Annotated in this window: 19 protein-coding genes and 1 tRNA gene; 4 read left to right on the top strand and 16 right to left on the bottom strand. The window is 64.8% G+C overall.

What is annotated here, in order from left to right:
• Positions 1–51 precede the first annotated feature (51 nt).
• The 5 genes from ACOZ9V_RS06535 to ACOZ9V_RS06515 all read right to left on the bottom strand — a co-directional run bounded on the left by ACOZ9V_RS06535 (position 52) and on the right by ACOZ9V_RS06515 (position 4,735).
• The gene (locus tag ACOZ9V_RS06535; protein ID WP_139469659.1) at positions 52–1,425 is read right to left on the bottom strand and encodes an NAD(P)/FAD-dependent oxidoreductase; all 1,374 of its coding nucleotides are present in this window, start codon (positions 1,423–1,425) and stop codon (positions 52–54) included.
• A gap of 91 nt (positions 1,426–1,516) precedes the next feature.
• Positions 1,517–2,761, bottom strand: coding sequence for a S8 family peptidase (locus tag ACOZ9V_RS06530; protein WP_434594540.1), 1,245 nt, complete (start codon positions 2,759–2,761; stop codon positions 1,517–1,519).
• The gene (locus ACOZ9V_RS06525) at positions 2,758–3,705 is read right to left on the bottom strand and encodes a Ppx/GppA phosphatase family protein (protein WP_434594538.1); all 948 of its coding nucleotides are present in this window, start codon (positions 3,703–3,705) and stop codon (positions 2,758–2,760) included. The genes ACOZ9V_RS06530 and ACOZ9V_RS06525 overlap by 4 nt, the downstream gene beginning before the upstream one ends.
• A gap of 8 nt (positions 3,706–3,713) precedes the next feature.
• Complete coding sequence (locus ACOZ9V_RS06520) at positions 3,714–4,241, bottom strand: DUF501 domain-containing protein (RefSeq protein ID WP_434594535.1); 528 nt, start codon at positions 4,239–4,241, stop codon at positions 3,714–3,716.
• Positions 4,241–4,735, bottom strand: coding sequence for an FtsB family cell division protein (locus ACOZ9V_RS06515; protein ID WP_172168647.1), 495 nt, complete (start codon positions 4,733–4,735; stop codon positions 4,241–4,243). Before ACOZ9V_RS06515 ends, ACOZ9V_RS06520 begins: the two co-directional genes overlap by 1 nt.
• A 451-nt stretch (positions 4,736–5,186) precedes the next feature.
• Between ACOZ9V_RS06515 and ACOZ9V_RS06510 the strand changes: the two genes are divergently transcribed.
• On the top strand, positions 5,187–6,236 hold the full coding sequence (locus ACOZ9V_RS06510; protein ID WP_434594532.1) for a DUF559 domain-containing protein: 1,050 nt from the start codon (positions 5,187–5,189) through the stop codon (positions 6,234–6,236).
• A 536-nt stretch (positions 6,237–6,772) separates the two neighbouring features.
• On the opposite strand, the gene eno is transcribed toward ACOZ9V_RS06510, so the two are convergent.
• The 5 genes from eno to mfd all read right to left on the bottom strand — a co-directional run bounded on the left by eno (position 6,773) and on the right by mfd (position 13,399).
• A complete protein-coding gene (gene eno, locus ACOZ9V_RS06505; RefSeq protein WP_264801084.1) occupies positions 6,773–8,053 on the bottom strand; it encodes a phosphopyruvate hydratase in 1,281 nt (426 codons plus the stop codon).
• 76 nt (positions 8,054–8,129) lie between these two features.
• Positions 8,130–8,972, bottom strand: coding sequence for a tyrosine-protein phosphatase (locus ACOZ9V_RS06500; protein ID WP_434594528.1), 843 nt, complete (start codon positions 8,970–8,972; stop codon positions 8,130–8,132).
• The gene (locus ACOZ9V_RS06495; RefSeq protein WP_434594526.1) at positions 8,969–9,418 is read right to left on the bottom strand and encodes a MazG nucleotide pyrophosphohydrolase domain-containing protein; all 450 of its coding nucleotides are present in this window, start codon (positions 9,416–9,418) and stop codon (positions 8,969–8,971) included. The genes ACOZ9V_RS06500 and ACOZ9V_RS06495 overlap by 4 nt, the downstream gene beginning before the upstream one ends.
• Before the next feature lie 63 nt (positions 9,419–9,481).
• Positions 9,482–9,676 (bottom strand): CsbD family protein, encoded by a 195-nt coding sequence (locus ACOZ9V_RS06490; RefSeq protein ID WP_139469666.1) that lies wholly within the window; start codon positions 9,674–9,676, stop codon positions 9,482–9,484.
• 120 nt (positions 9,677–9,796) lie between these two features.
• On the bottom strand, positions 9,797–13,399 hold the full coding sequence (mfd, locus tag ACOZ9V_RS06485; protein WP_434594523.1) for a transcription-repair coupling factor: 3,603 nt from the start codon (positions 13,397–13,399) through the stop codon (positions 9,797–9,799).
• A 97-nt stretch (positions 13,400–13,496) separates the two neighbouring features.
• Between mfd and ACOZ9V_RS06480 the strand changes: the two genes are divergently transcribed.
• Positions 13,497–14,975, top strand: coding sequence for an arylsulfotransferase family protein (locus ACOZ9V_RS06480; RefSeq protein ID WP_434594520.1), 1,479 nt, complete (start codon positions 13,497–13,499; stop codon positions 14,973–14,975).
• A 122-nt stretch (positions 14,976–15,097) separates the two neighbouring features.
• On the top strand, positions 15,098–15,814 hold the full coding sequence (locus tag ACOZ9V_RS06475; protein WP_139469669.1) for a rhomboid family intramembrane serine protease: 717 nt from the start codon (positions 15,098–15,100) through the stop codon (positions 15,812–15,814).
• A gap of 43 nt (positions 15,815–15,857) precedes the next feature.
• Here the strand turns inward: ACOZ9V_RS06475 and pth are convergent, their stop codons facing one another.
• The 6 genes from pth to ACOZ9V_RS06445 form a co-directional block, all read right to left on the bottom strand.
• Entirely contained in the window at positions 15,858–16,457 is a 600-nt protein-coding gene (gene pth / locus ACOZ9V_RS06470) for an aminoacyl-tRNA hydrolase (RefSeq protein WP_172168632.1), read from the bottom strand.
• Positions 16,458–16,645: 188 nt separating this feature from the next.
• On the bottom strand, positions 16,646–17,290 hold the full coding sequence (locus tag ACOZ9V_RS06465; protein ID WP_139469671.1) for a 50S ribosomal protein L25/general stress protein Ctc: 645 nt from the start codon (positions 17,288–17,290) through the stop codon (positions 16,646–16,648).
• Between the two features lie 148 nt (positions 17,291–17,438).
• On the bottom strand, positions 17,439–18,455 hold the full coding sequence (locus tag ACOZ9V_RS06460) for an alpha/beta hydrolase (RefSeq protein ID WP_434594515.1): 1,017 nt from the start codon (positions 18,453–18,455) through the stop codon (positions 17,439–17,441).
• Positions 18,456–18,599: 144 nt separating this feature from the next.
• Positions 18,600–19,571, bottom strand: coding sequence for a ribose-phosphate diphosphokinase (locus ACOZ9V_RS06455; protein WP_025777652.1), 972 nt, complete (start codon positions 19,569–19,571; stop codon positions 18,600–18,602).
• Positions 19,564–21,021 (bottom strand): bifunctional UDP-N-acetylglucosamine diphosphorylase/glucosamine-1-phosphate N-acetyltransferase GlmU, encoded by a 1,458-nt coding sequence (gene glmU / locus ACOZ9V_RS06450; protein ID WP_181270294.1) that lies wholly within the window; start codon positions 21,019–21,021, stop codon positions 19,564–19,566. The genes ACOZ9V_RS06455 and glmU overlap by 8 nt, the downstream gene beginning before the upstream one ends.
• A gap of 32 nt (positions 21,022–21,053) precedes the next feature.
• Positions 21,054–21,125, bottom strand: a tRNA-Gln gene (locus ACOZ9V_RS06445).
• Between the two features lie 64 nt (positions 21,126–21,189).
• Here ACOZ9V_RS06445 and ACOZ9V_RS06440 point away from each other — a divergent pair.
• A complete protein-coding gene (locus tag ACOZ9V_RS06440) occupies positions 21,190–21,582 on the top strand; it encodes a hypothetical protein (protein WP_139469675.1) in 393 nt (130 codons plus the stop codon).
• Positions 21,583–21,628 lie beyond the last annotated feature (46 nt).

The following is a 21,628-nucleotide window of genomic DNA, read 5'->3' as shown; positions in this document are numbered from 1 at the left end:
CGTCAGTCGTCTCATCAGGGCTTGTCGCCGGATGGCACCGGCTGCCTCAAGTCAGGCCTTGGCAGGCTCCTTCTTCGGCGCCGGCTTCGAGTTGGCGGCCTCGACGAAGTTCTTGCGCGGAACATCGAGGTCTGCCAGCGGCATGGCGTCGCGGCCGAGGACGGCGCTGACGAACCAGTTGCCGAAGACCCTGACCTTGCGGTCCATGGTCGGGATCGCGTAGCCGTGGTAGGCGCGGTGCATGAGCCAGGCGAGGAGTCCGCGGGCTTCGAAGTCACCCATCTGCGAAACACCCTTGTACAGGCCCAGGCCTGCGACCGTACCGATGGTCTTGTGGAAGTACTGCTTGAACTCGGTCTCTCCGCGCAGTGCGGCGAGCACGTTGGCAGCCAGCACCGGAGCCTGACGCACAGCATGCTGAGCGTTGGGCACGCAGAAGCCTGCCACTCCGCCGCCGGACAGGTCGGGAACCGCGGCGTTGTCGCCGGCAGCCCAAGCGCCCTCGACGACACCGTCATCGCCCTCGACCCGCAGGTCGGCGCGTACGGTGACGTTGCCGCGTTCGTTGATCGGCAGGTCGGAGTCGATGAGCATCGGGTTGGCCTTGACACCGGCGGACCACACAATAGTGTCGGCGTCGAACTCTTCGCCGTTCGAAAGCTTGACGTGCTTGTCGGTGCAGTCCTGGAGGAAGGTCTCGAGGTAGACGTCGATTCCGCGTTCGCGCATGTGCTCGACGACCCAACGGGCCTGAGCTTCGCCGACCTCGGGCATGACGCGGCCGAGGGCCTCGACGAGGACGAAGCGGACATCGGCTTCGGTCAGCGTCTCGTACTGGGCGATGGCCGAGCGGACCATGTCCTCGAGTTCGGTCAGCAGCTCGATGCCGGCGAATCCGCCGCCGACGAAGACGAAGGTCAGAGCCTTGCGACGCTCCTCGTCGTCCTCCATGAGTGCGGCGTCGGCGAGGCGGGAGAGGAGGTGGTCGCGCAGGGCGACGGCTTCCTCGATGCGCTTGAGCGCGATCGCATTCTCCTTCAGGCCCGGGATCGGCAGCGCACGGGCAACCGAACCGGAGGCGAGGATGATGTGGTCGTAGTCGAGTTCGAACGCTTCATCGTTCTCGGGTTCGATGGTGGCGAACTTCTCGGCGTGGTTGATCGAGGTGACCTTCGCGGTGATGACCTCGGCACCCGGCAGGTTGCGGCGCAGCGGCACCACAGCGTGACGAGGCTCGATCGACCCGGCTGCCACCTCGGGGAGGAACGGCAGGTAGGTCATGTACGGGTTGGGATCGACCACGGTGACGGTGGCTTCGCCCCGACCGAGGTTCTTCAGCAGATTCTGAGCGGCGAGCAGGCCGACCGAGCCGCCACCGACAACGAGGATTCGTGGACGCAGTTTTGAGTTTCTGATGAGTGCCATAATCCCATGCTAGACCCTTGTGAAAACTTTCACTAATTGTTTGTCCCACGGACTCGAACGCCCCAGATCAGAGCAGTTTCTGCACCTGGCCTCAGTGGCGACGGCGGGCGAAGGAGTCGATCGAGATGATCATGAGGACCACGGCGATCAGGGCTCCGGCCCCGAGGACGGCGAAGCCGAGTGTCGGTGTCGACTGCGTGGCGACGATATCGGTCGGCGCGAGAGCCTTCGGGCTCTCGGTCTCATCCGGTGCCGCGGTTTGGGTCTCTTCTGACTTCGCATCCCCGCGACGATGCATCTTCACCCAATCCGCCAGCTCATCCTCGGCGGAGGAGACGTTCTTGGGCGCTTTCGCCTTGATGGCGCTCTGCGGGTCGACGCGCCCCCAGCCGACGATCGGGTCGGGCTTGCCCTTCTTGCTCACGCCCTTGTGACCGTCCACCGGTTTGGCACTCGACTGCAGTATGGCTCGCACCTCGTCGGCGCTGAGGTCGGGGTTCTCGGAGCGGATGAGCGCTGCCACACCGGACACGACGGGTGAGGCGAAGGAGCATCCCTGGCCTTCGGCGTAGCCGCCGCTGTAGTACGGAATGGGAATGTCCTTGGCCGGACCCATGAGGTCGACGGCGGTGCCGGGGGCGGTGGAGTCGTCGAGGACCTTCCCGTTCTGGTCGAGTCCGCCCACCCCGATGACGCCCGGAACCGTCGACGGCGACCATGCCTGGGTCGCTCCCTGTGAGGCGTTGCCGACGCAGGCGACGACGAGCACGTCCTTTTTGTACGCGTAGGCGAAGGATTCGTCCCAGCTCTCCGGCCAGCCCGGATCGTCCCATCCCAAGGACATGTTGATGACCTTCGCTCCGGAGTCGACAGCCCATCGGATGGCTTCATCGGCCTGTTCTCGAGTCGATCCGGATTCCTTGGGGCGGTCGGGGCCCAGCCACATCGATGCCGACAGGATCTCTGCGTCCGGGGCGACGCCGGTCGGCCCGGCACCGACTCCTCGGCCGGCGATGACTCCGGCGACGGCGGTGCCGTGGTGGATCGTGGTCTTCCCGCCGAGCGGGGTCTTTCCGTCCTTGCCCAGTCCGCTGAAGTCCTTGGACTTCTTCACGACGCCCTTGAGGTCTTCGTGGTCGGTGTTGACGCCGGAGTCGATCACTGCGACTTTGACGCCCTTGCCCGTGGATTTCTTCCAGACCTTGTCGATTCCGTAGTCTTTGATGAACCACTGGCCGGGTCCGGCCTTCGGCGCGGCCATGACGGGTTGGGTGGTACCGACGACGAGTCCGAGGACGACGGTCGTGACGGCGAGGAGTCGCGCGGCGGCTCTCACGAGCTCGTCAGCGCGAGGTCGAGCGCGGTCCTGTCGAGGATGTCGGTTTCGGAGATCCGAATATCCAGCGATCCTCCGGCGGCTGTCACTGCTTGGTCGAAGCGGGCGACGATCCTGGCGAAGAGCAGCGATCCGGCGCCGATGACGTCGACGCGTCCGGGATGCATATACGGCAGGTCCGTGCGTGCCTGGCGGTCCATGGCCAGAAGCTTTCGGGATTCGTCAGCGACGTCGGCGACGCTGATATGTGCTCCGTGGATGCGCTCTCGCTGGTAGCTTTCGAGTCCGAGGATGCCCGCGGTGATGGTGGTGACGGTGCCGGCGACTCCGATGAGAGTGCGCGGGGCCGCGAAGTCGACGATCTGCGCGGCCTGGTCGAGCTGGCCGTCTATATCGGCCAAAGCTTCCTGGATCTGGTCCTGGCTGGGAGTTTCGACCGGCATGTGCCGTTCGGTCAGACGCACCGACCCGATGTCCATACTCACGGCCGCTTGGACATCGTCTCGGCCGAGGACGAGCTCGGTCGAGCCGCCGCCGAGGTCCATGACGACATAGGGTCCGTCAGCATCCGTGAGGCCGACAGTGGCGCCGAGGAAGGACAGCCGGGCCTCTTCTTCACCGGCGATGACATCGGGGACGACGCCGAGGATCGAGAAGATCCCGGCGAAGAACTCATCGCGATTCTTCACGTCGCGGCTGGCCGAGGTCGCGACGAACCTCAGCTTCTCCGGCTGGTACTCGGCGGCCACCTCGGCGAATTCCTTCGCCACGGCGAAGGTGCGCTCGAGCGCCTCAGGTGCGAACTCGCCGGTGGCGTCGACGCCTTGGCCGAGGCGGACGATCCGGGTTTCGCGGCGCAGGTCGGTGAGGGTGCCGTCGGCGGCGACATCGGCGATGAGCAGGCGCAGGGAGTTCGTCCCGCAGTCGAAGGCAGCAACACGCATGGCAGGTCCTAGTCGGTGGATTCGGTGGGGGCAGCGGTCTCGGCCAGCGGAGGCACATCGTTCATGAACGACAGTGCGCGGTCGCCGATGGGGTTGATGCCGAGCCCGGCGGACAGCGAGTGGCCGACGAGGGCGTGGAGGCATTTGACCCGGTTCGGCATTCCGCCTGCGGAGTAATCCTTGATCTCTTCAACTTCCGCCAAGCCCGCTGCGGAGCCGATCTCAGAGCGGACGTCGAGGTAGGCCCGGTGTGCGGCGGCGTAGGCGGCGGCGAGCTCTTCGTCGTCGCCGATCTCCGTGGTCCATTCGGCCATGATTCCCGAGGCTTCCAGCCGCGAGCATTCGGCCACGTAGGCAGGATGGGTGAGGTAGAAGGTCGTCGGGAACGGCGTGCCGTCCTCGAGGCGCGGAGCGGTGGCGACGACGAGAGGTTCACCGGATGCGCTGCGGGCGGCGATGCCGACGACGCCTCGGGGAATGCGCCCGAGTTGGTCTTGGAGGACAGCGAAATCCGCCTCGGTGCACTCTGTGATCATCAGCTCTTCTCCACGGTGTTGCCGGTCTCCTGAATGGACTCCAGCAACTCAAGGTACCAGGCCTGCTTGCGAACCGGCCGTTCGGGCTCGGATTCCTCGTCGACGGCCTCTTGATTCGTGACGATGACCGCGTTCTTGCCCTTTTCCACGTAGTACTGGTCTTCGCGGGCTTTGCGCTTGATGTAGGCGGGGTCTCTGAGGTTCTCGTTCTTCTCTTCGAGGCTCTTGACCTCGGCTTTCGTCGTCTCGATCTCGTTATTCAGGGCCGCGATCTGCTGGGCCTGTTTGAGTGCGGAGTTCAGGGGCGAGAGGAACGCGAGGAGGACGGCTGCGACGACGAGGAGGAAGATGCCCGTGCGCACCGACATGCGGCGGCCACGCGCCTCGGCGTCCGTGCCGGCATCAGCCTCGATGACCGGTTTCGGGCGTCGACGAGGGGTGGCTTTGCCAGGAGCCGATTTCGGGGCACTTCGTCTGGGCTTGCTCGGGACCATGCTTCTTTCCTCTGCGACTGGGGATCGGGGAAGAGTGTCGCAACATCTCCAAGTGTGCCGTGTCCGCATTCCCTGCGCGAGGATTTCGAGCTCGTGGCGTGTTCGATTCTCACGTATCCTCCGTCACGTCTCGTCCCGCCCACTCCTCCCCGCGAGCATCTCTCACCTTCACCCCATGCCCCGCCCCACGAGCCATCTCAGTCTCGCCGCCCGCTGGCGTCTCTCACCTCTGCCGCTTCCCCCCCCCCTCCCCGCAGTCCCAGCTCCTACACCCACGACGGCACCCCTCACCCTTGGCAGCAAACCACCTCGCTCCTGCGGTGCGTTATGCGCCTCCGGGTGACGGATGCCCGCAAATTGCCGCCGACGATCACCTGACCTGCGACCAGTCATCTCGCGAGAGCTCCGCCCAATCAACGCTCTATCCACAGAGTTATCCACAGACAAGAGAGTGCTCATTGCCGCTTGGTTACGTTTAATGCATTTTAGATGCATCTACAAACTATTGAGCACCGATGACATTCTTCGGCTCGGATTCAACCATGGGGACATCAGGCGCGCCCGCAGATGTTGCCTCCGACGGCTGTCGCGGGGCACATATCTGGTCCGCCGTGTCTGCGAGCTGGACTTCCATCGCCCGCTCTGGGCGAGCATCGACGAGCAGATCCACCAGGTCTTCATCGAACACGGAGACATTCGGGACGAGATCAACGATCTCAGCGCCTCGGTGATGGCTCACTTCGTTCAACGTTCCGATAGGAGAACCGACGATGCGAAAGCGAACCCACCGGCGGAGATCTTCTCGCACATCTCCGCGGCCCTCATCCACAATCTGCCCATCTCCCACCCTGTCACTCATCAGGTCGAGGTCGTCCGGCCCGGCACCAACCGCAAGTTCAAGACCATCCACGTCCGCGGCAGTCGCATTCCGAAGAACCATCGCACTGCGATCGACGGCGCCGAGGTGACCACGCTCGAACGCACACTGATAGACGTCGCCCGCAGCTACAATCTCGACGTCTCCGTGCCGATGATCGATGATGCGCTGCACCGAAAGCTGACAACCAGAGAGAAGATCCTCACGACATTCGCCCAATGCTTGGAGAAGCGCAGCTCCGCGAAAGTGCGATTGGCCATCGATCTGTCCGATTCCCGTCGAGAATCCCCCGCCGAGGCGGTCGCCGCGGTGCGATTCTACGAACACGGGATCACAGGGCTGGAACCTCAAGTCACGTTCCGGGCCGATTCATTGAGGCGCGATTTCCGCGTCGACTTCTGTCACCGCCGGGCTCGACTCATCATCGAGATCGACGGCATCGGCAAGCTCTATCTCGGCTCAGGTGTCCCCCGTGAGGAGCTCGAACAGGAACTCCGTCGCGAGCAGTGGCTGCGCGACCAGGGGTGGCAGGTGATTCGGATCAGTTGGAAGGAACTGTTCGAGGAGGCGAAATTCTATGACATTCTCCGGTTCATCCGCCGTACGCAGAACGCCACCGCCTGATCCCCACCGCGGGCATCTGTGCCGCAGATGCATCGCGGACCGCAGCGCACCGCCGCGGACCGCCGCACCAGGCGGCACATCGCTGCATAGGGCGAGGCATCCCGCACCGCGGCTGTCATTCACCCCTATTTCGTCGAGCACACCGTCTCCCATGGTGCGATTGGCAGAGTTTCATCCCGCACCGTTGCCGGCAACTCCTACAGGTGCTCGACCATCCCTCACCCATAGAGACTCGTCAGAGTGGTGCACCGGTGCAAATTACGAGGAACGCGAGGGATAGTCGCCGGTGGGCGGATATGAGACCACCGGTGACAGATGGTGACGCAGTGAACCGGGCCCGGCAACGGAGAATCGTCGCGACGAGGAGACTTCGCGGTGAGAAATGCGGCCCCGGATGGAGGAAGGCCCGAAGGCGGGAAGACTCGAAGCAAGAAGCCTCGGATGAGGGTGGGCCGAAGCTGGAAACACCGAGGCGGGGCCGGGCGATCGTTGTAGTCGTCCGGCCCCGCCTCGGGGAGTTCAGAGCCCTGCTCGCCTCAGGCTTCGAAGCGCGGGAAGGCGCTGCGGCCCGCGTAGCGTGCGGCATCTCCGAGCTGCTCTTCGATGCGCAGCAGCTGGTTGTACTTCGCGACGCGCTCCGATCGTGCCGGGGCGCCGGCCTTGATCTGACCGGCGTTGGTCGCCACGGCCAAGTCGGCGATGGTCGTGTCCTCGGTTTCGCCGGAACGGTGCGAGATCATCGTGGTGTAGCCGTTCGTCTGCGCCAGAGACACAGCGTCGAGGGTCTCGGTCAGGGTACCGATCTGGTTGACCTTGACCAGCAGCGAGTTCGCCGTGGCGTTGTCGATACCGCGCTGCAGGCGCTCGGGGTTGGTCACGAACAGGTCGTCGCCGACGAGCTGCACCTTCGAGCCGATCGTCTCGGTCAGGGTCGCCCAGCCGTCCCAGTCGTTCTCATCGAGGGGGTCCTCGATCGACACGAGTGGGTACTTCGCCAGCAGCTCTTCGTAGTAGGCGGCCATCTCCTCGGCGGTCTTCTTGCTGCCTTCGAACTCGTAGGCACCGTCGGTGTAGAACTCCGAGGACGCCACGTCGAGGGCGACGGCGATATCGCGTCCGGGACGGTGCCCGGCGATGTCGATGGCCTCGATGATGAGGTCGAGCGCCGCGGCGTTCGAGTCGAGGTTCGGAGCGAATCCGCCCTCATCGCCGAGTCCGGTCGAGAGTCCGCGCTCCTTGAGCACTCCCTTGAGCGCGTGGTAGACCTCGACGCTCCACTGCAGCGCTTCGTGGAAGCTGGCGGCGCCGATCGGGGCGATCATGAATTCCTGGATGTCGACGTTCGAGTCGGCATGGGATCCGCCGTTGAGGATGTTCATCATCGGCACGGGCATGACGTGCGCATTCGGTCCGCCGAGGTAGCGGTAGAGGGGCAGATCGGCCGAGACCGCTGCCGCGCGGGCCACGGCCAGCGAGGTGCCGAGCATCGCGTTCGCGCCGATGCGGGACTTGTTGTCGGTGCCGTCGAGTTCGATGAGCGCCTGGTCGACGAGACGCTGGTCGTCGCTTTCGAGTCCGACGATGACTTCGTGGATCTCGTCGACGACTGCGTCGACGGCCTGGGTGACGCCCTTGCCCAGGTAGCGCTCGGGATCTCCGTCGCGCAGCTCCACGGCTTCGAATTCTCCGGTGGAGGCACCGGAGGGAACGCCGGCGCGACCGACGGACTCATCGGCCAACAGCACTTCCACCTCGACGGTGGGATTTCCCCGGGAATCCAGGATTTCACGGGCGTTTGCGGCAACGATCTCGGCCACTGAGTACTCCTTAGCGTTTGGTTTCACATGGGGAACATGTGCCTGGAGGACAGCTTAATGCACCGCGCGTCCAGGCTCACCCTCGGTCCGGGCCCCGGTTGGGCTCGGATTCGAGCAGCCATTGCCGCAGTCGCTCGGGCGTCGCCGGGTCCATCCCGTGTGCGAGCAGGTAGGATTCGACTCCCCTTGGCTGTCCCTCGTCCTTCGCCGAGGCGGTCCCGTGCTCGGCCTCGATCCGGTCGAGGACCTCGTGCATGAGTTCGGGAGGAGCAGCGGTGGCGGTCTGGGCGAGGTTGCCGGAGATCCCGGCATCGGAGAAGTTCCTGGTGATCGCCTCGAGGAAACCCCCGGACAGGTGGGTGGAGGTGATCGCATATTCGTCGACGATATCTTGCCGTCCCACACCGAGGAGGTCGAGCAGGAATGCTCCGATCACGCCGGTGCGATCCTTCCCGGCAGAGCAGTGGAACACCACACCATCAGCGCAGTGTTCGGCGATCAGGTCGACGGCGGCGGCCAGCCGGTGACCGAAGTGCGTGATCATGAGTTCGTAGATGCGGCCGAGGCTCCGGTCGCTGAGATCCATTCCCGTCGCCTCGGCGGCGGCTTTCATCTCTTCCCTGCTCAATGGTCGGCTGGGGAAGAAGTGGTCGTCGAAGACGGGCAGCTCGATATGTCGGATGTCGAGGCCGTCGAGCGCATCGGGCAGTTTCGCCCTCTCGCCGATATCGCGCAGATCGATGACGGTGCCGATGCCGAGTTCGCCGATATCGGCGCGCGCTCGATCGCTCAGCTGCGCCAGACCGTCGGCGCGGAACACCTTCCCGGATCGCACTCGGCTCTCCCCGGCCTCGGTGGCGGGCCCTCCGAGGTCACGGAAGTTGAAGGTGCCTTCGATCTCGAGCCTCTCCAGACTCATCGGCTTCCGTCCTCTCCTCGCGCTGCGGCCTTCTCTTCCGCTTTGATCCGGCGGTACTCGCGTTCGACGTCTTCCAACGATGCCATCTCATCTCCGGGATCGTCGGTGAAAGCCAGGGGGTGACGACGGATGAGCTTGGCCTCGAGACCATCGATGATGGCGCCGAGGCTGTGACCGTAGTCTCGCCCGCTGCTTTCATCGAGCAGGGCGGAGTGGAAGAGCACTTGGTAGAACACGTCGCCGAGCTCGTCGACGACGGCCGCCCGATTCTCCGCAGTGGGTTCTGTCGCGAAGTCTTCAAGAGCGGCGATGAGTTCGTCGGTCTCTTCCCGTGCGTACTTCTCGAGGCTCTGATGATCTTGTCGGCTCGACCAGGGGCACCGTCGCCGCAGAGTCGCCATGGCTTCGATCACCGCTTGGAGTCCCGGTTCGTCACGTTCACCCACGAAATATCCTCCTGCCGGCACGAAAGACCCCCACCGCAGAAGCGGTGAGGGCCGATTCGTCGGTCACTTCGAGAATTTGTCCTTGACCGAGGCACCGAGGTCCTTGACCGACTCGCCGACGTCCTTGGCCTTGGCCTTGAGCTGATCGGTGGCACCTTCGGCCTTGAGCTGGTCGTCACCGGTCACATCACCGACGGTCTCCTTGGCACGGCCGCCGAGGTCTTCGGCCTTGTTCTCGAACTTGTCGTCAACACCCATGGGGATTCTCCTTAGTAGACAGCTGCGTGATTTGCACTTGCTGCGGATGTCTCCGCGTTTCGCACTCTACGCCACTGCCCTGGCTCGTGGGCCGAACAGCTGTGAACAGTCGGAGAGTTCTCAACCGTCCTTCGCAGCTCCGGCCTCCGTGACTTCCGTGGCATCCGACTCGACGACAGGCAGGATGGCGTCGAGGAACTGGTGCGCCCACCGCAGGATGTCCGAATCGGTCATCTCCTTGGAATCGAATCCGGTGCCCGCCATCGGCTTTGGGACGAGGATCGAACGCAGCGCCGGTTTGAGCAGAGACTTCGGGTACAGACGCTTGAGCCTGACCACCTGGGAGTCGGAGAGTTCGACGGGTCCGAAGCGGATGAAGTTGCCCTGCATGACGATGTCGTTGACCCCGGAAGCGCGGGCGCGGATGCGCAGCCTGGCGACATCGGCAAGGACACCGACGGGTTCCGGGTAGGGGCCGTAGCGGTCGATGAGCTCGTCGAGGACTTCCTGCAGCTGTGCTTCGTCGGTCGCCGCGGCCAACTTTCGGTAGGCCTCGAGACGCAGTCGTTCGTGATCGACATAGTCGGCCGGCAGGTGGGCATCGACGGGCAGTTCGATGCGCATGTCCGCCTCGGGTTCGGTCTCCTCGCCGCGGAACTTCGCCACGGCCTCTCCGACGAGTCGGACGTAGAGGTCGAAGCCGACGCCTTCGATATGGCCGGACTGCTGGCCGCCGAGCAGATTGCCGGCCCCGCGGATCTCGAGGTCTTTCATCGCCACCTGCATTCCGGCACCCAGTTCGGTATGCGCGGCCAGAGTCGTCAGACGATCGTGTGCGGTCTCGGTCAGCTGAGTGTCCGGCGGGTAGAGGAAGTAGGCGTAGGCGCGTTCACGTCCACGTCCCACGCGTCCGCGCAGCTGATGCAGCTGGGAGAGCCCGTACTTGTCGGCGTTGTCGATGATCAGCGTGTTCGCATTCGCGATGTCGATTCCTGTTTCGACGATCGTCGTGCACACGAGCACATCGTATTTCTTCTCCCAGAAGTCGACGATGACCTGTTCGAGTCGGGTCTCGTTCATTTTGCCGTGGGCGATGGCGATTCGCGCCTCTGGCACCATTTCGGCGATGTGTCCGGCGACTGCTTCGATATCGCGGACCCTGTTGTGGATGTAGAAGACCTGTCCTTCGCGCATGAGCTCGCGTCGGATCGCAGCCTTGATCTGCTTGTCTTCGCGTTTGCCGACATAGGTCAGCACCGGGTGCCGCTCTTCCGGAGGTGTGGCCAGGGTCGACATCTCGCGGATGCCGGTCACCGCCATCTCCAGGGTGCGCGGGATCGGGGTCGCCGACATGGCGAGGACGTCGACGTTCGTCCGCAGCGCCTTGAGAGTCTCCTTGTGTTCGACGCCGAAACGCTGCTCCTCGTCGATGATGACGAGTCCGAGTTCTTTGAACCGCACCTCGCCGCTGAGCAGTCGGTGGGTGCCGATGACGAGGTCGAGCTTGCCGGCGGCGAGATCCTCCTTGACCTTCTCCGATTCCTGTTTGGTCTGGAACCGGGAGAGGGCGCCGATGGTGACGGGGAATCCCGAGTAGCGTTCGGCGAAGGTCTCATAGTGCTGTTGGACGAGCAGAGTGGTCGGCACGAGCACGGCGACCTGCTTGCCGTCCTGGATCGCCTTGAACGCGGCACGAACCGCGATCTCCGTCTTCCCATAGCCCACATCGCCGCAGATCAGACGGTCCATCGGCACGGTCTTCTCCATGTCCGATTTGACCTCGTCGATGGTGGTCAGCTGATCGGCGGTCTCGACATAGTGGAAGGCGTCTTCGAGTTCGCGCTGCCAGGGAGTGTCCGGCCCGTAGGCGTGGCCGACGGTGGCCTGGCGGGCCGAATACAGTCGGATGAGTTCCCCGGCGATCTCCTTGACGGCCTTGCGGGCTCTCGCCTTCGTCGTCTGCCAGTCGGCGCCGCCCATCTTGTTGAGGTTCGGGCTCTCCCCGCCGACATAGCGGGTGACCTGGTCGAGAGCATCGCTGGGAACGTAGAGACGGTCGCCGGGCTGTCCGCGCTTGGCAGGCGCGTATTCGATGATGAGGTATTCGCGAGTGTGCTTGTTCGCACCTCGGCCCGTGGTCCGCTGCGTCATTTCGACGAAACGTCCGACGCCGTGCTGATCGTGGACGACGTAGTCGCCGGGGGCCAGATTGAGCGGGTCGACCTGGTTGCGTCGACGGCGGGTGGGCAGCTTGCGCATATCCCGCGTCGAGGTGGCCGCCGCCCGACCGAGCACATCGGCCTCGGTGAGCACGGCGAGTTTGAGATCGTCGAAGACGAAGCCGCCGAAGGACGCGGCCGTCGTCACGGTAACCAGGGCTTCGGGCAGATCGGTCGGGTCGTCGACGAACGAGGCGGGCACTCCGGCTTCGGAGAACACCTCGACCATGCGTCGGCCCGGGCCGTGGCCTTCGGTGAGCACGAGGATGCGCCACTTGTCGTGGATGAGTCCCTTGACGTCGGCGAGGATCGCTTCGACGTCTCCGGCATAGCCCTTCGGGATGCGGGCAGGAACGGAGAAGATGTTCTCCTCGGGACCGGCGAGCTCCTCGTCGGTGGCGAATCCGCCGATCTCCCACCAGGCCAGGCCGATGAGGCGAGCGCCTTCGGCCATCTCGGCCACGGTGCGGAAGCTGGCGGCCGACAGGTCGATCGGGGTCTCTCCCCCGCCGGCGGCTCCGGTCCAGGCGGCTTCGAGGAATTCGTTCGTCGTCTGCAAGAGGTCCGCGGCGCGGGCGTCGACGCGTTCGGGTTCGGTGATGATGATCTTCGATCCGGCCGGCAGCAGAGCGATCATCGGCTCCATTCCGTCGGCGAGGACGGCGGAGAGCGATTCCATCCCTTCGACGGCGACTCCGCCGGCGATCTTGTCGAGCATATCGGCGGCGCTGGGCACCTCCTCGGCGAGATCCGCGGCCCGCTTCCGCACCGAATCGGTCAGGAGCAGCTCCCGGCACGGCGGTGCCGACAGGCGCAGGGGTTCGTCACCGTCGTCGGTGGGGATGGAGCGTTGGTCGCTGACGGAGAATTCGCGGATCTCGTCGACCTCGTCCCCGAAGAACTCCACGCGAAGCGCTCGATCCGAGGTGGCCGGGAAGATATCGACGATTCCGCCGCGCACAGCGAATTCGCCGCGTCGGGAGACCATGTCGACTCGGGAGTATGCGAGTTCGGTGAGCCGTTCGGCGAGGTCATCGATCTCGTATTCGTCGCCGACGGCGAGCTCGACCGGCTCGATGTCGCCGAGCCCCTTGGCCAGGGGCTGGAGGAAGGCGCGCACGGGCGCGATGATGAAGGTCAGTTCCCGGCCGGGAGTGGGGTGGGCGAGGCGGCGCAGCACCTCGAGGCGCTGGCCGACGGTGTCCGACCGCGGCGACAGCTTCTCGTGCGGCAGGGTCTCCCAGCTGGGGAAGATCGCGATCGATGCCGACGGCACCCAGTCGGCCAGCGCCTGGGCGAGGTCTTCTGCCTCACGTGTCGTGGCGGTGACGATGAGCTGCGGCGCCGAGGCGGCCCCGTCGGTGGTGACGGTGCGGCGCAGGATCGACGGCCACAGTCCCTTGATCGCATCGATCGTGCCACCGTCGGTGTTCGCGTCGTTGAAGGCCGCGACGAGTTCGGTGATGGTGGGATTCCGGCGGGTGAGATCGAGTCCGTTGAGCACCCGAACAGTCTAGGCCACGCGGCTGACACGACCCATTCGGCGCCCTCTCGGCAAGGCCCGAGGACCACGGGAGTCGAAAACGTGTGAGGATGAGCATATGGCCATGAAGAGAACCGTCCTTGCAGGTTTGGCTGCGGCGACGCTCCTGCTCGCAGGGTGCACGGCCGATGCCGATGACGACATCGCTGTCGCCGAACGGTGGGACTTCCATTCCCGCCCCGAACTCGCCCCGCCGAAGGTCGATATCGACTCCGGGGCCTTCCCCGACGACAACGGAGACCTGGAGACCTTCCTCGCCCCGAAGGGACAGACGCAGACCGATGACACGTCCTGGGTGGGCGGGCTCATCCTCGACTCCGCCGGTGACCCGGTGTGGATCAGAGACGACTCCGAAGCGCTGTGGGATCTGCGCGTCCAGGAATATCAGGGGAAGCCGGTGCTCACCTGGTGGGAGGGACTGGCCGAGACCCCGCACACCGCCGGCGAGGTCGTCATCCTCGACGACTCGTATCAGGAGATCGCCCGTGTCGGCATGGGCGGCGAGCTTCCCAAGGACACGTCCGACCTGCACGAGACGACGATCACCGCCGATGTCACCATGTTCCTCATCTCCTATGTGAAGACGCAGACGGATCTCAGCTCAGTCGGCGGAGCCGAGGACGGCTGGGCCTGGGAGGGCATCGTCCAGGAGGTCGACATCGCAAGCGGTGATCCCCTGTTCGAATGGCGCTCCCTCGATGCCGTACCCATCGATGAGACCGAGACGGAGCTCAAGGAGGGTGAGGGCACGAAGGACGAACCCTTCGACTACATCCACCTCAACTCCGTGTCCGAGGACGACGACGGCAGGGCTCTCCTCGTCTCGGCGCGCAATACCCACGCTGTCTACCAGCTCGACCGGAAGAGTGCCGATCTCAACTGGGTCCTCGGCGGCAAGGCCTCGGACTTCGAGATGGGCGAGAGCGCACAGTTCGCCTGGCAGCACGATGCCCAGCGCCGCTCCGATGGGACGCTGACCCTGTTCGACAACCACGCCGCGCCTCGGCTCGGCGACACCCGCGGCCTGCGCCTCGACGTCGATGAGAAGAAGAAGCGCGCCGAGGTGGTCACGGAGTATCCCGCTCCTGACGACCGTTCTTCGGGCAGTCAGGGCAACTTCCAGGAGCTGCCGGGCGGCAACGTCGTCCTCGGCTGGGGTTCGGAGCCCTACATCTCCGAGTTCTCCAAGGACGGAAAGCTGCTCGCCGACCTCACCTTCACCGGCGGATCGAACTACCGCGCCTACCGCTTCGACTGGCATGCCCAGCCGACTGCTCCCCCGACGGCCACGAAGTCACAGCCGCAGTCCGACATCACTCGGGTGCACATGAGCTGGAACGGTGCCACCGAGGTGGCTTCGTGGAGGGTGCTCAGCGGTGACGACGAGGAGCACCTCGTCGAGAACACCGAGGTCGAGCGCACCGGTTTCGAGACGGCGGCGGACATCACCCCGAACGGTTCGACGATCATCGTCGAAGCTCTCGACGCGGACGGCAAGTCCCTCGGGTCGACCAGAGCGGAGCCTCAGAACAGATAGTTTCGGGAGTTGGACCGGTCGTGAATATTTCGAGGCGATAACGGGCCTAACGGAACGATCACGATTGCCCGGAAGGCCCGGATGTTCGGGGTTCTCCAATCTTCATCACCCACAATTGGAACATGACCGACCACTCCCCCCGTTTCTCCGCCGAGGAATCCCGACTCCTCTTCGGCCCTGACTCCACCGACTCCGGATCTCCCCACTCCGGCCGTTCCGCGAATCCCCCGGTTGCGCACCTGAACACCACCGTCGACCGGCCGCATCTGCTTTCCCGGTTCGCTCCGGTGCTGATCGTCCTGGCCGTCATGTGGGTCATCGAGATCGTCGATGCGATCCTCCCCGTCGACCTCGACGTCTTCAGTCTGGAGTCATGGAATCCGCTCTCGCTCTACGGCCTGGTCACCTCGCCGCTGCTGCATTCGGGATTCGGCCATCTGCTGGCCAATACTTTCCCGTTCCTCGTCCTCGGCATCGTCATCGCCTTCGAAGGCAAGCGTCGTTTCTGGACGGTCACGGGCATCACCGCGCTGAGCTCCGGGCTCGGGGCGTGGCTGACCACGCTGCCCGGCCAGCACATCGTCGGTGCGTCCGGCATCGTCTTCGGATTCTTCGGCTACCTCGCGTTGCGCACCTGGTTCACCGACGACCTGCTGCGCAAGATCATCTACTTCACCATCGGCCTGTTCATCTTCGTCACCTACGGCGCATCGATGATCTTCGGCATGCTGCCGCAGACGAACGACATCTCCTGGCAGGGCCACCTGTTCGGATTCGCCGGCGGCATCTTCGCCGCATGGTGGCTGCACCGTCGCCCGGAGAAGCAGAAGACGGCCTGAGTCCCGGGCAGCGCCCGCTGCTTGGTCAGCACCCGAGGTGCGATCAGCGGGAGTGGAACTTCTGCTGCATGTCGGTGAGCCCGTTGACGATGACCTCTTCGACGGCATCGGCGAGGTCGGAGACGAACATCGGCAGGGTCGTGCGCTCGTCCTTCGAGAACGGGCGCAGCACATAATCGGCGGTGTCCTGTCGCCCCGGAGGGCGTCCGACTCCCGCTCGCACCCGCAGATAGTCCTTCGTCCCCAGCACCGAGGTCATCGAACGCAGACCGTTGTGCCCGCCCTCTCCCCCGCCGAGCTTGGCTTTGATGGCATCGAAGGGGATGTCCACATCGTCATGGACGGCGATGATCCGGTCGGTGGCGATTCCGTAGAAGTCAGCCAGCGCGCGCACCGGTCCGCCGGATTCGTTCATATATCCCGTCGAGGTGGCCAACACCACCCGCGGACCGGGCAGTCCCGGGACGCTGCCGCCGGGCAGCCGCCCGGTGCCGACGTTCGCACGCAGCTTCGTCCGCGTCAGCGTGGTTCCGATGCGGGAGGCGAGTTCGGCGATGACCATCTGTCCGATGTTGTGCCGTGTCGTTTCGTACTTGGGGCCGGGATTGCCCAGTCCGAAGACCAACCATGCTTCGTTCGACATTGCCGTCCTTGTCCGTCCTGTCCGCGCCCGCTGACCGAGTGGTGGGGCTTCTGCTCGCCGCGGGGCGAGAGGTGCGCCGGGTTCGCTCTTGAGAAACGCATTCGGTGGGCCGCCCAACAGGCGGCCCACCGAACAGCGTAGTCAGTCAGTGCTCCTCACGGCACGTTGAGTGCCGGGAGGAGAGAAGATCACTCCTCTTCGGAGGTCTCTTCCTCACCGGACTCCTCAGCGGCCTCTTCCTCGGTCGACTCTTCAGCAGTCTCTTCCTCGGCGTCGGACTCGGTGTCCATCTCGATCTCTTCGGAGACGTTGACGATGAGCTGCTCTTCGTCGGCGATCAGCTCGACGCCTGCAGGCAGTTCGACCTGACCGGCCAGAACGTGCTCGCCGGCGGGACGGCCTTCGATGGAGACCTCGATGAGCTCGGGCAGCTTGGTCGCATCGGCCTTGACGGCGATGGTCGACTCTTCCTGCGAGACCATGGTGCCGGGGGCGGCTTCACCGATGACGTGGACGGGCACGTCGACCTCGATCTTCTCGCCGCGCTTGACGATGATGAGGTCGAGGTGCTCGATATCACGACGGACGGGCTCGATCTGGACGTCGCGCGCAATGGCGAGGACGTTCTTCGATCCGTCGGTGCTTTCGATCTCGAGCAGCGCGTTGGCGTGCTTGAGAGCCAGCATGGTGGCGTGGCCCTCGAGGGACACGTGCACGGGGTCTCCGCCGTGGCCGTAGATGACAGCGGGGATGCGTCCTGCGCGGCGGATGCGGCGCGCTGCGCCCTTGCCGAACTCGTTGCGAGCTTCGGCCAGAAGTTTGAAGTCAGCCATTTTCTCTCCTTCGTGGTGAACTTACCTTCGAGCACCACGGCGAAACAGCCTGAGCACCCACGCGAATCACGAACCCGATGGGTTCGTTTCGTGGGGCAGGACCGCGTCGATCACGGAGACATCAGTCTCCCTCGCCGAGGCAACCCGACTATTCTACGGCACCGTCCGTTTCGGCACCAATCCGAGAGGTCACCGCTGCAGCGCACGCATCGATTCCGGTTTCGGTGAGGAGGATGTCGTAATGGTTCGTCCCCTGCACATCGACGATGTCCATCTGCGGCCATTGCCGAGCGAAGTCGTTGGTCGTCTCCGGCGGATACAGGCCCGGTTCGGCGGCGACGAGGTCGCGCTCGGCGAAGAGGAAGACCACTTCGGACTGGGTTCCGTCACTGCCCATGATCGTCTCCAGGGCATCACGGTAGGCGGAGCCGGTGTACATGTCGGCCGAATCGGCCTGCATCGCCTCCACCGACGTCGACGGCTGGAACGAATGGTCGTCCTTGGCCGCCAGATCGTAGACGAAGCTCTCGGTCGCCACGGTGTCGAGGCCGTCGACGAAAGCGGGGTGAGCGGCGAAGAACGCCAAGTACTCCTCGACGCTGCCGAAGGTCATCGACAGCCGCTCGGCGGCCGGGCCGAGGACGGCGGCGATGAGATCATCGGTGTCGAGGTCCTCATCGTTGAGGTCGTCGACGGGGCCGTCTCCATGGGGCTGCCCCACTGGCAGGGGAAGTCCCCCGTCGATGAGGACGGGGCCGCGGAAACGGCGAACCGCCTCGGCGCCGGTGTCGACGTTCGGCTCAGCCGACATTCCGGCCAGGGTCATGGCGACGAAACCGCCCATGGAATGACCGACCAGGGTGACCGGCCCCTCCGGGGCGAAGGCATCGAGCACGGCGGTGACATCCTCGGCGTGGGCGGCCATCCCGAACGGGCCGGGCAGGGTACGCGAGTCGGCTCGTCCGCGCAGGTCGGGCCCGATGATGCGGACGCCGGGCAGTGCGGAGACGAGGCCCGCGAAGAACAGGTGGTTGGAAGTGATGCCGTGGATGACGCACACGGTGGGCACGCGCCCGGGGCCGCTCGCCACCGGCTCCCACACTCCCACGGACAGCTGCCCGCCGGGGACGTCCACGCGGTACCGGTTGTAATCGTGTGAGGACATCGTCCCTGATCCCTTCGCCGAAGTCTTGCCTCCAGTGTAGGACCTCACGGCAGTCCAGACGATGCGAACCCCGAGCCGCATCGACTCGGGGTTCGCATCAGATCCGGCGCAATTGCGCGGATCACGGGGCCTCAGCCTTCGGGATCAGACCTCGAAGAGACTCGTGACCGATCCGTCTTCGAAGACCTCGTGCACGGCACGAGCGATGAGCGGGGCGATCGAGAGCACGGTGAGCTTGTCGAAGATCTTGTCTTCGCTCAGCGGCAGAGTGTTCGTGACGATGACCTCTTCGGCCACGGAGTTCGACAGGCGTTCGACGGCCGGGCCGGAAAACACGGCGTGGGTGGACACGACGATGACGCCCTTCGCGCCGGCGGCCATGCAGGCATCGGCGGCCTGGACGATGGTGCCGCCGGTGTCGATCATGTCGTCGACGAGCACGCAGGTGCGGCCCTCGACCTCACCGACGACGCGGTTGGCCTTGGTCTCGTTCGGTCGGGTGATGTCGCGGGTCTTGTGGATGAAGGCCAGCGGCACTCCGCCCAGCGAGTTCGACCAGTTCTCCGCGACCTTGATGCGGCCGGCGTCGGGCGAAACCACGGCGAGGTCGCCGGGGTACTTGTCCTTGACGTAGCCGGCGAGGATCGGCATCGCGATCAGGTGGTCGACGGGACCGTCGAAGTAGCCCTGGATCTGCGCGGTGTGCAGGTCCACGGTGATGATGCGGTCGGCACCGGCCGTCTTGTACAGATCGGCGACGAGCCGAGCGGAGATGGGCTCGCGTCCGCGGTGTTTCTTGTCCTGCCTGGCGTACGGGAAGAACGGTGCGATGACGGTGATGCGCTTGGCCGATGCACGCTTGAGGGCGTCGACCATGATCAGCTGCTCCATCAGCCATTCGTTGATGGGAGCGCAGTGGGACTGGAGGACGAAGACGTCGCTGCCGCGCACAGACTCGGAGTAGCGGACGTAGATCTCGCCGTTCGCGAAGTTGTAGATGTCGGTGGGGAGGAGTTCGGTCCCCAGATTCTCCGCGACTTGCTCGGCGAGTTCGGGATTTGCCCGACCGCTCACCAGGACGAGCTTCTTATCGCCCGCCGTCGTTATCTCATTCACTGATCCGTTCCCCTTCGGATGCGTTTTCGGCCGCCTGCGCTGCAGGCGTGCCCGGACGGTTTGTCTGAACCCAGCCCTCCAGGTTGCGCTGTGGGGCCACCGAGATGGCCAGCGCTCCTGCAGGGACATCCTTGCGCACCGTCGTGCTCGCACCCGAATAGGCGCCGTCGCCCACGGTGACAGGGGCGACATACATATTGTCCGAGCCCATGCGTGCATGCTTGCCGATGACGGTGCGGTGCTTGTTGACGCCGTCGTAGTTGACGAACACCGAGGCGGCTCCGATGTTCGAGCCCTCCCCGATCTCCGCATCGCCGACGTAGGAGAGGTGGGGCACCTTCGCACCCTTGCCGATATCGGCGTTCTTCGTCTCCACGAAGGTGCCGATCTTTCCGGACTCGCCGAGCTTGGTGCCCGGACGCAGGTAGGCGAACGGTCCGACGTTGGCTTCCGGACCGACGACGGCGAGTTCACCGTGGGTGCGCACGACCTTGGCGTTCTCCCCCACCTCGGTGTCCTTCAGCGTGGTGTCGGGGCCGACGACGGCTCCGGCGCCGATGTCGGTGGCGCCCAACAGCTGGGTGCCGGGCAGGATCGTCGCATCGGCGGCGATGGACACGTCGACGTCGATCCACGTGGTGTCGGGGTCGATGATGGAGACACCGGCACGCATGAACTTCTCGCACTGCCGGCGGTTGAGCTCCTTGCCGAGGTTCGCCAGCTGCACGCGATCATTGGCTCCCTCGACCTGCCACAGGTCGTCGGTGGCCGTGGCGGCGACGGGGCGGCCCGCCTCACGGGAATGTCCGATGACGTCGGTGAGGTACTTCTCACCCTGCGCGTTGTCGGTCGTCAGCGCGGCCAGGCCCTCCTTGAGCGCCGCGGCGTCGAAGGCGTAGATACCGGAGTTGATCTCACGGATGGCCCGTTCGGTCTCGCCGGCGTCCTTCTGCTCGACGATGCGCAGCAGGGATCCGTTCGCGTCGCGGACGATGCGGCCGTACCCGGTCGGGTCGTCCACCTCGGCGGACAGGACGGTCACGGCGTTGGCGTTGGATTCGTGGATCTCGACGAGGCCGTTGATGGTCTCCGTCGTCAGCAGCGGCACATCGCCGTAGGTGACGACGACGGTTCCGCTGAGGTCCTCGGGCAGCTGGGTGAGCGCACATTCGGTGGCGCGGCCGGTGCCCGGAACCTCATCCTGATCGGCGATGAGCAGGGTTCGCTGGGAGGACACGGGAAGGGAGTCGAGGTGGGCGACGAGCTGATCGCGCTCATGGCGGACGACGACGATGAGGTGCTCGGGAGAGGTTCCGGCCGCTGCGGCGACGGAGTGATGGAGCAGGGAGCGTCCGCCGATGGGATGCATCACCTTGGGAAGAGCCGACTTCATTCGAGTGCCTTGGCCCGCTGCCAGAACGATGACGGCGGTCGGATGAGTCTGCGACATAGTTGAATCCTTCGCATGTCGGGTTGGGCCAGCTCCGCCCATAGGATTCGAACCTATACTGCACGGCTCCAAAGGCCGGCGTGCTGCCATTACACCAGGGCGGAACAGCGTGCACCAGTAGAGGGGCCCGCGCTCACGAGACACCATCATGCCACTACGATTAACTGTATGGAAATTCTACGCGAGATTCTTCTGACCCTGCATCTGCTGGGTATGGCCATCATCGTCGGTGGCTATTTCACCGTCATCCGCTCCCCCAAAGTGATGCCCGGAATGCTCCACGGCGCCTATCTGCAGCTGGTCACCGGCCTGCTGCTCATGGGGCTGGCCGAGATGGGCGATGGCGACGTCAACCATATGAAGCTCGGCATCAAACTGGTCGTGGCGATCCTCGTCACTGTCTTCGCGTTCATCGGCAACAAGAAGCAGAAGGCCTTCGCCGCCTCTGCGCCTGCAGAGGGCGGGGCAGGCGTGAAGGTGGCGAACCCGTCGGCGACCATGGCACACCTGGTGGTGGCCTTCGCGGTCATCAACGTCATCGTGGCCGTCTTCATCCACTGACCCTCCCCAATTACTACCTGACGGCGGCTCAGCAACCTCGCGCGAG

Origin of the sequence: Brevibacterium sp. 1718, assembly GCF_051131255.1 — a bacterium.
GTDB classification, from domain to species: domain Bacteria; phylum Actinomycetota; class Actinomycetes; order Actinomycetales; family Brevibacteriaceae; genus Brevibacterium; species Brevibacterium sediminis.
Note: the sequence above shows the minus strand (reverse complement) of the source record. Positions and strands in the feature narration are given on the sequence as shown.

Excerpts from the sequence above, each read along its gene's own strand:
- ACOZ9V_RS06535 (WP_139469659.1), bottom strand. The coding sequence starts at position 1,425 with ATGGCACTCATCAGAAACTCAAAACTGCGTCCACGAATCCTCGTTGTC.
- ACOZ9V_RS06525 (WP_434594538.1), bottom strand. The coding sequence starts at position 3,705 with ATGCGTGTTGCTGCCTTCGACTGCGGGACGAACTCCCTGCGCCTGCTC.
- ACOZ9V_RS06520 (WP_434594535.1), bottom strand. The coding sequence starts at position 4,241 with ATGATCACAGAGTGCACCGAGGCGGATTTCGCTGTCCTCCAAGACCAA.
- ACOZ9V_RS06515 (WP_172168647.1), bottom strand. The coding sequence starts at position 4,735 with ATGGTCCCGAGCAAGCCCAGACGAAGTGCCCCGAAATCGGCTCCTGGC.
- ACOZ9V_RS06500 (WP_434594528.1), bottom strand. The coding sequence starts at position 8,972 with ATGAGTCTGGAGAGGCTCGAGATCGAAGGCACCTTCAACTTCCGTGAC.
- ACOZ9V_RS06490 (WP_139469666.1), bottom strand. The coding sequence starts at position 9,676 with ATGGGTGTTGACGACAAGTTCGAGAACAAGGCCGAAGACCTCGGCGGC.
- ACOZ9V_RS06480 (WP_434594520.1), top strand. The coding sequence starts at position 13,497 with ATGGCCATGAAGAGAACCGTCCTTGCAGGTTTGGCTGCGGCGACGCTC.
- ACOZ9V_RS06475 (WP_139469669.1), top strand. The coding sequence starts at position 15,098 with ATGACCGACCACTCCCCCCGTTTCTCCGCCGAGGAATCCCGACTCCTC.
- pth (WP_172168632.1), bottom strand. The coding sequence starts at position 16,457 with ATGTCGAACGAAGCATGGTTGGTCTTCGGACTGGGCAATCCCGGCCCC.
- ACOZ9V_RS06465 (WP_139469671.1), bottom strand. The coding sequence starts at position 17,290 with ATGGCTGACTTCAAACTTCTGGCCGAAGCTCGCAACGAGTTCGGCAAG.
- ACOZ9V_RS06460 (WP_434594515.1), bottom strand. The coding sequence starts at position 18,455 with ATGTCCTCACACGATTACAACCGGTACCGCGTGGACGTCCCCGGCGGG.
- glmU (WP_181270294.1), bottom strand. The coding sequence starts at position 21,021 with ATGTCGCAGACTCATCCGACCGCCGTCATCGTTCTGGCAGCGGGCCAA.
- ACOZ9V_RS06440 (WP_139469675.1), top strand. The coding sequence starts at position 21,190 with ATGGAAATTCTACGCGAGATTCTTCTGACCCTGCATCTGCTGGGTATG.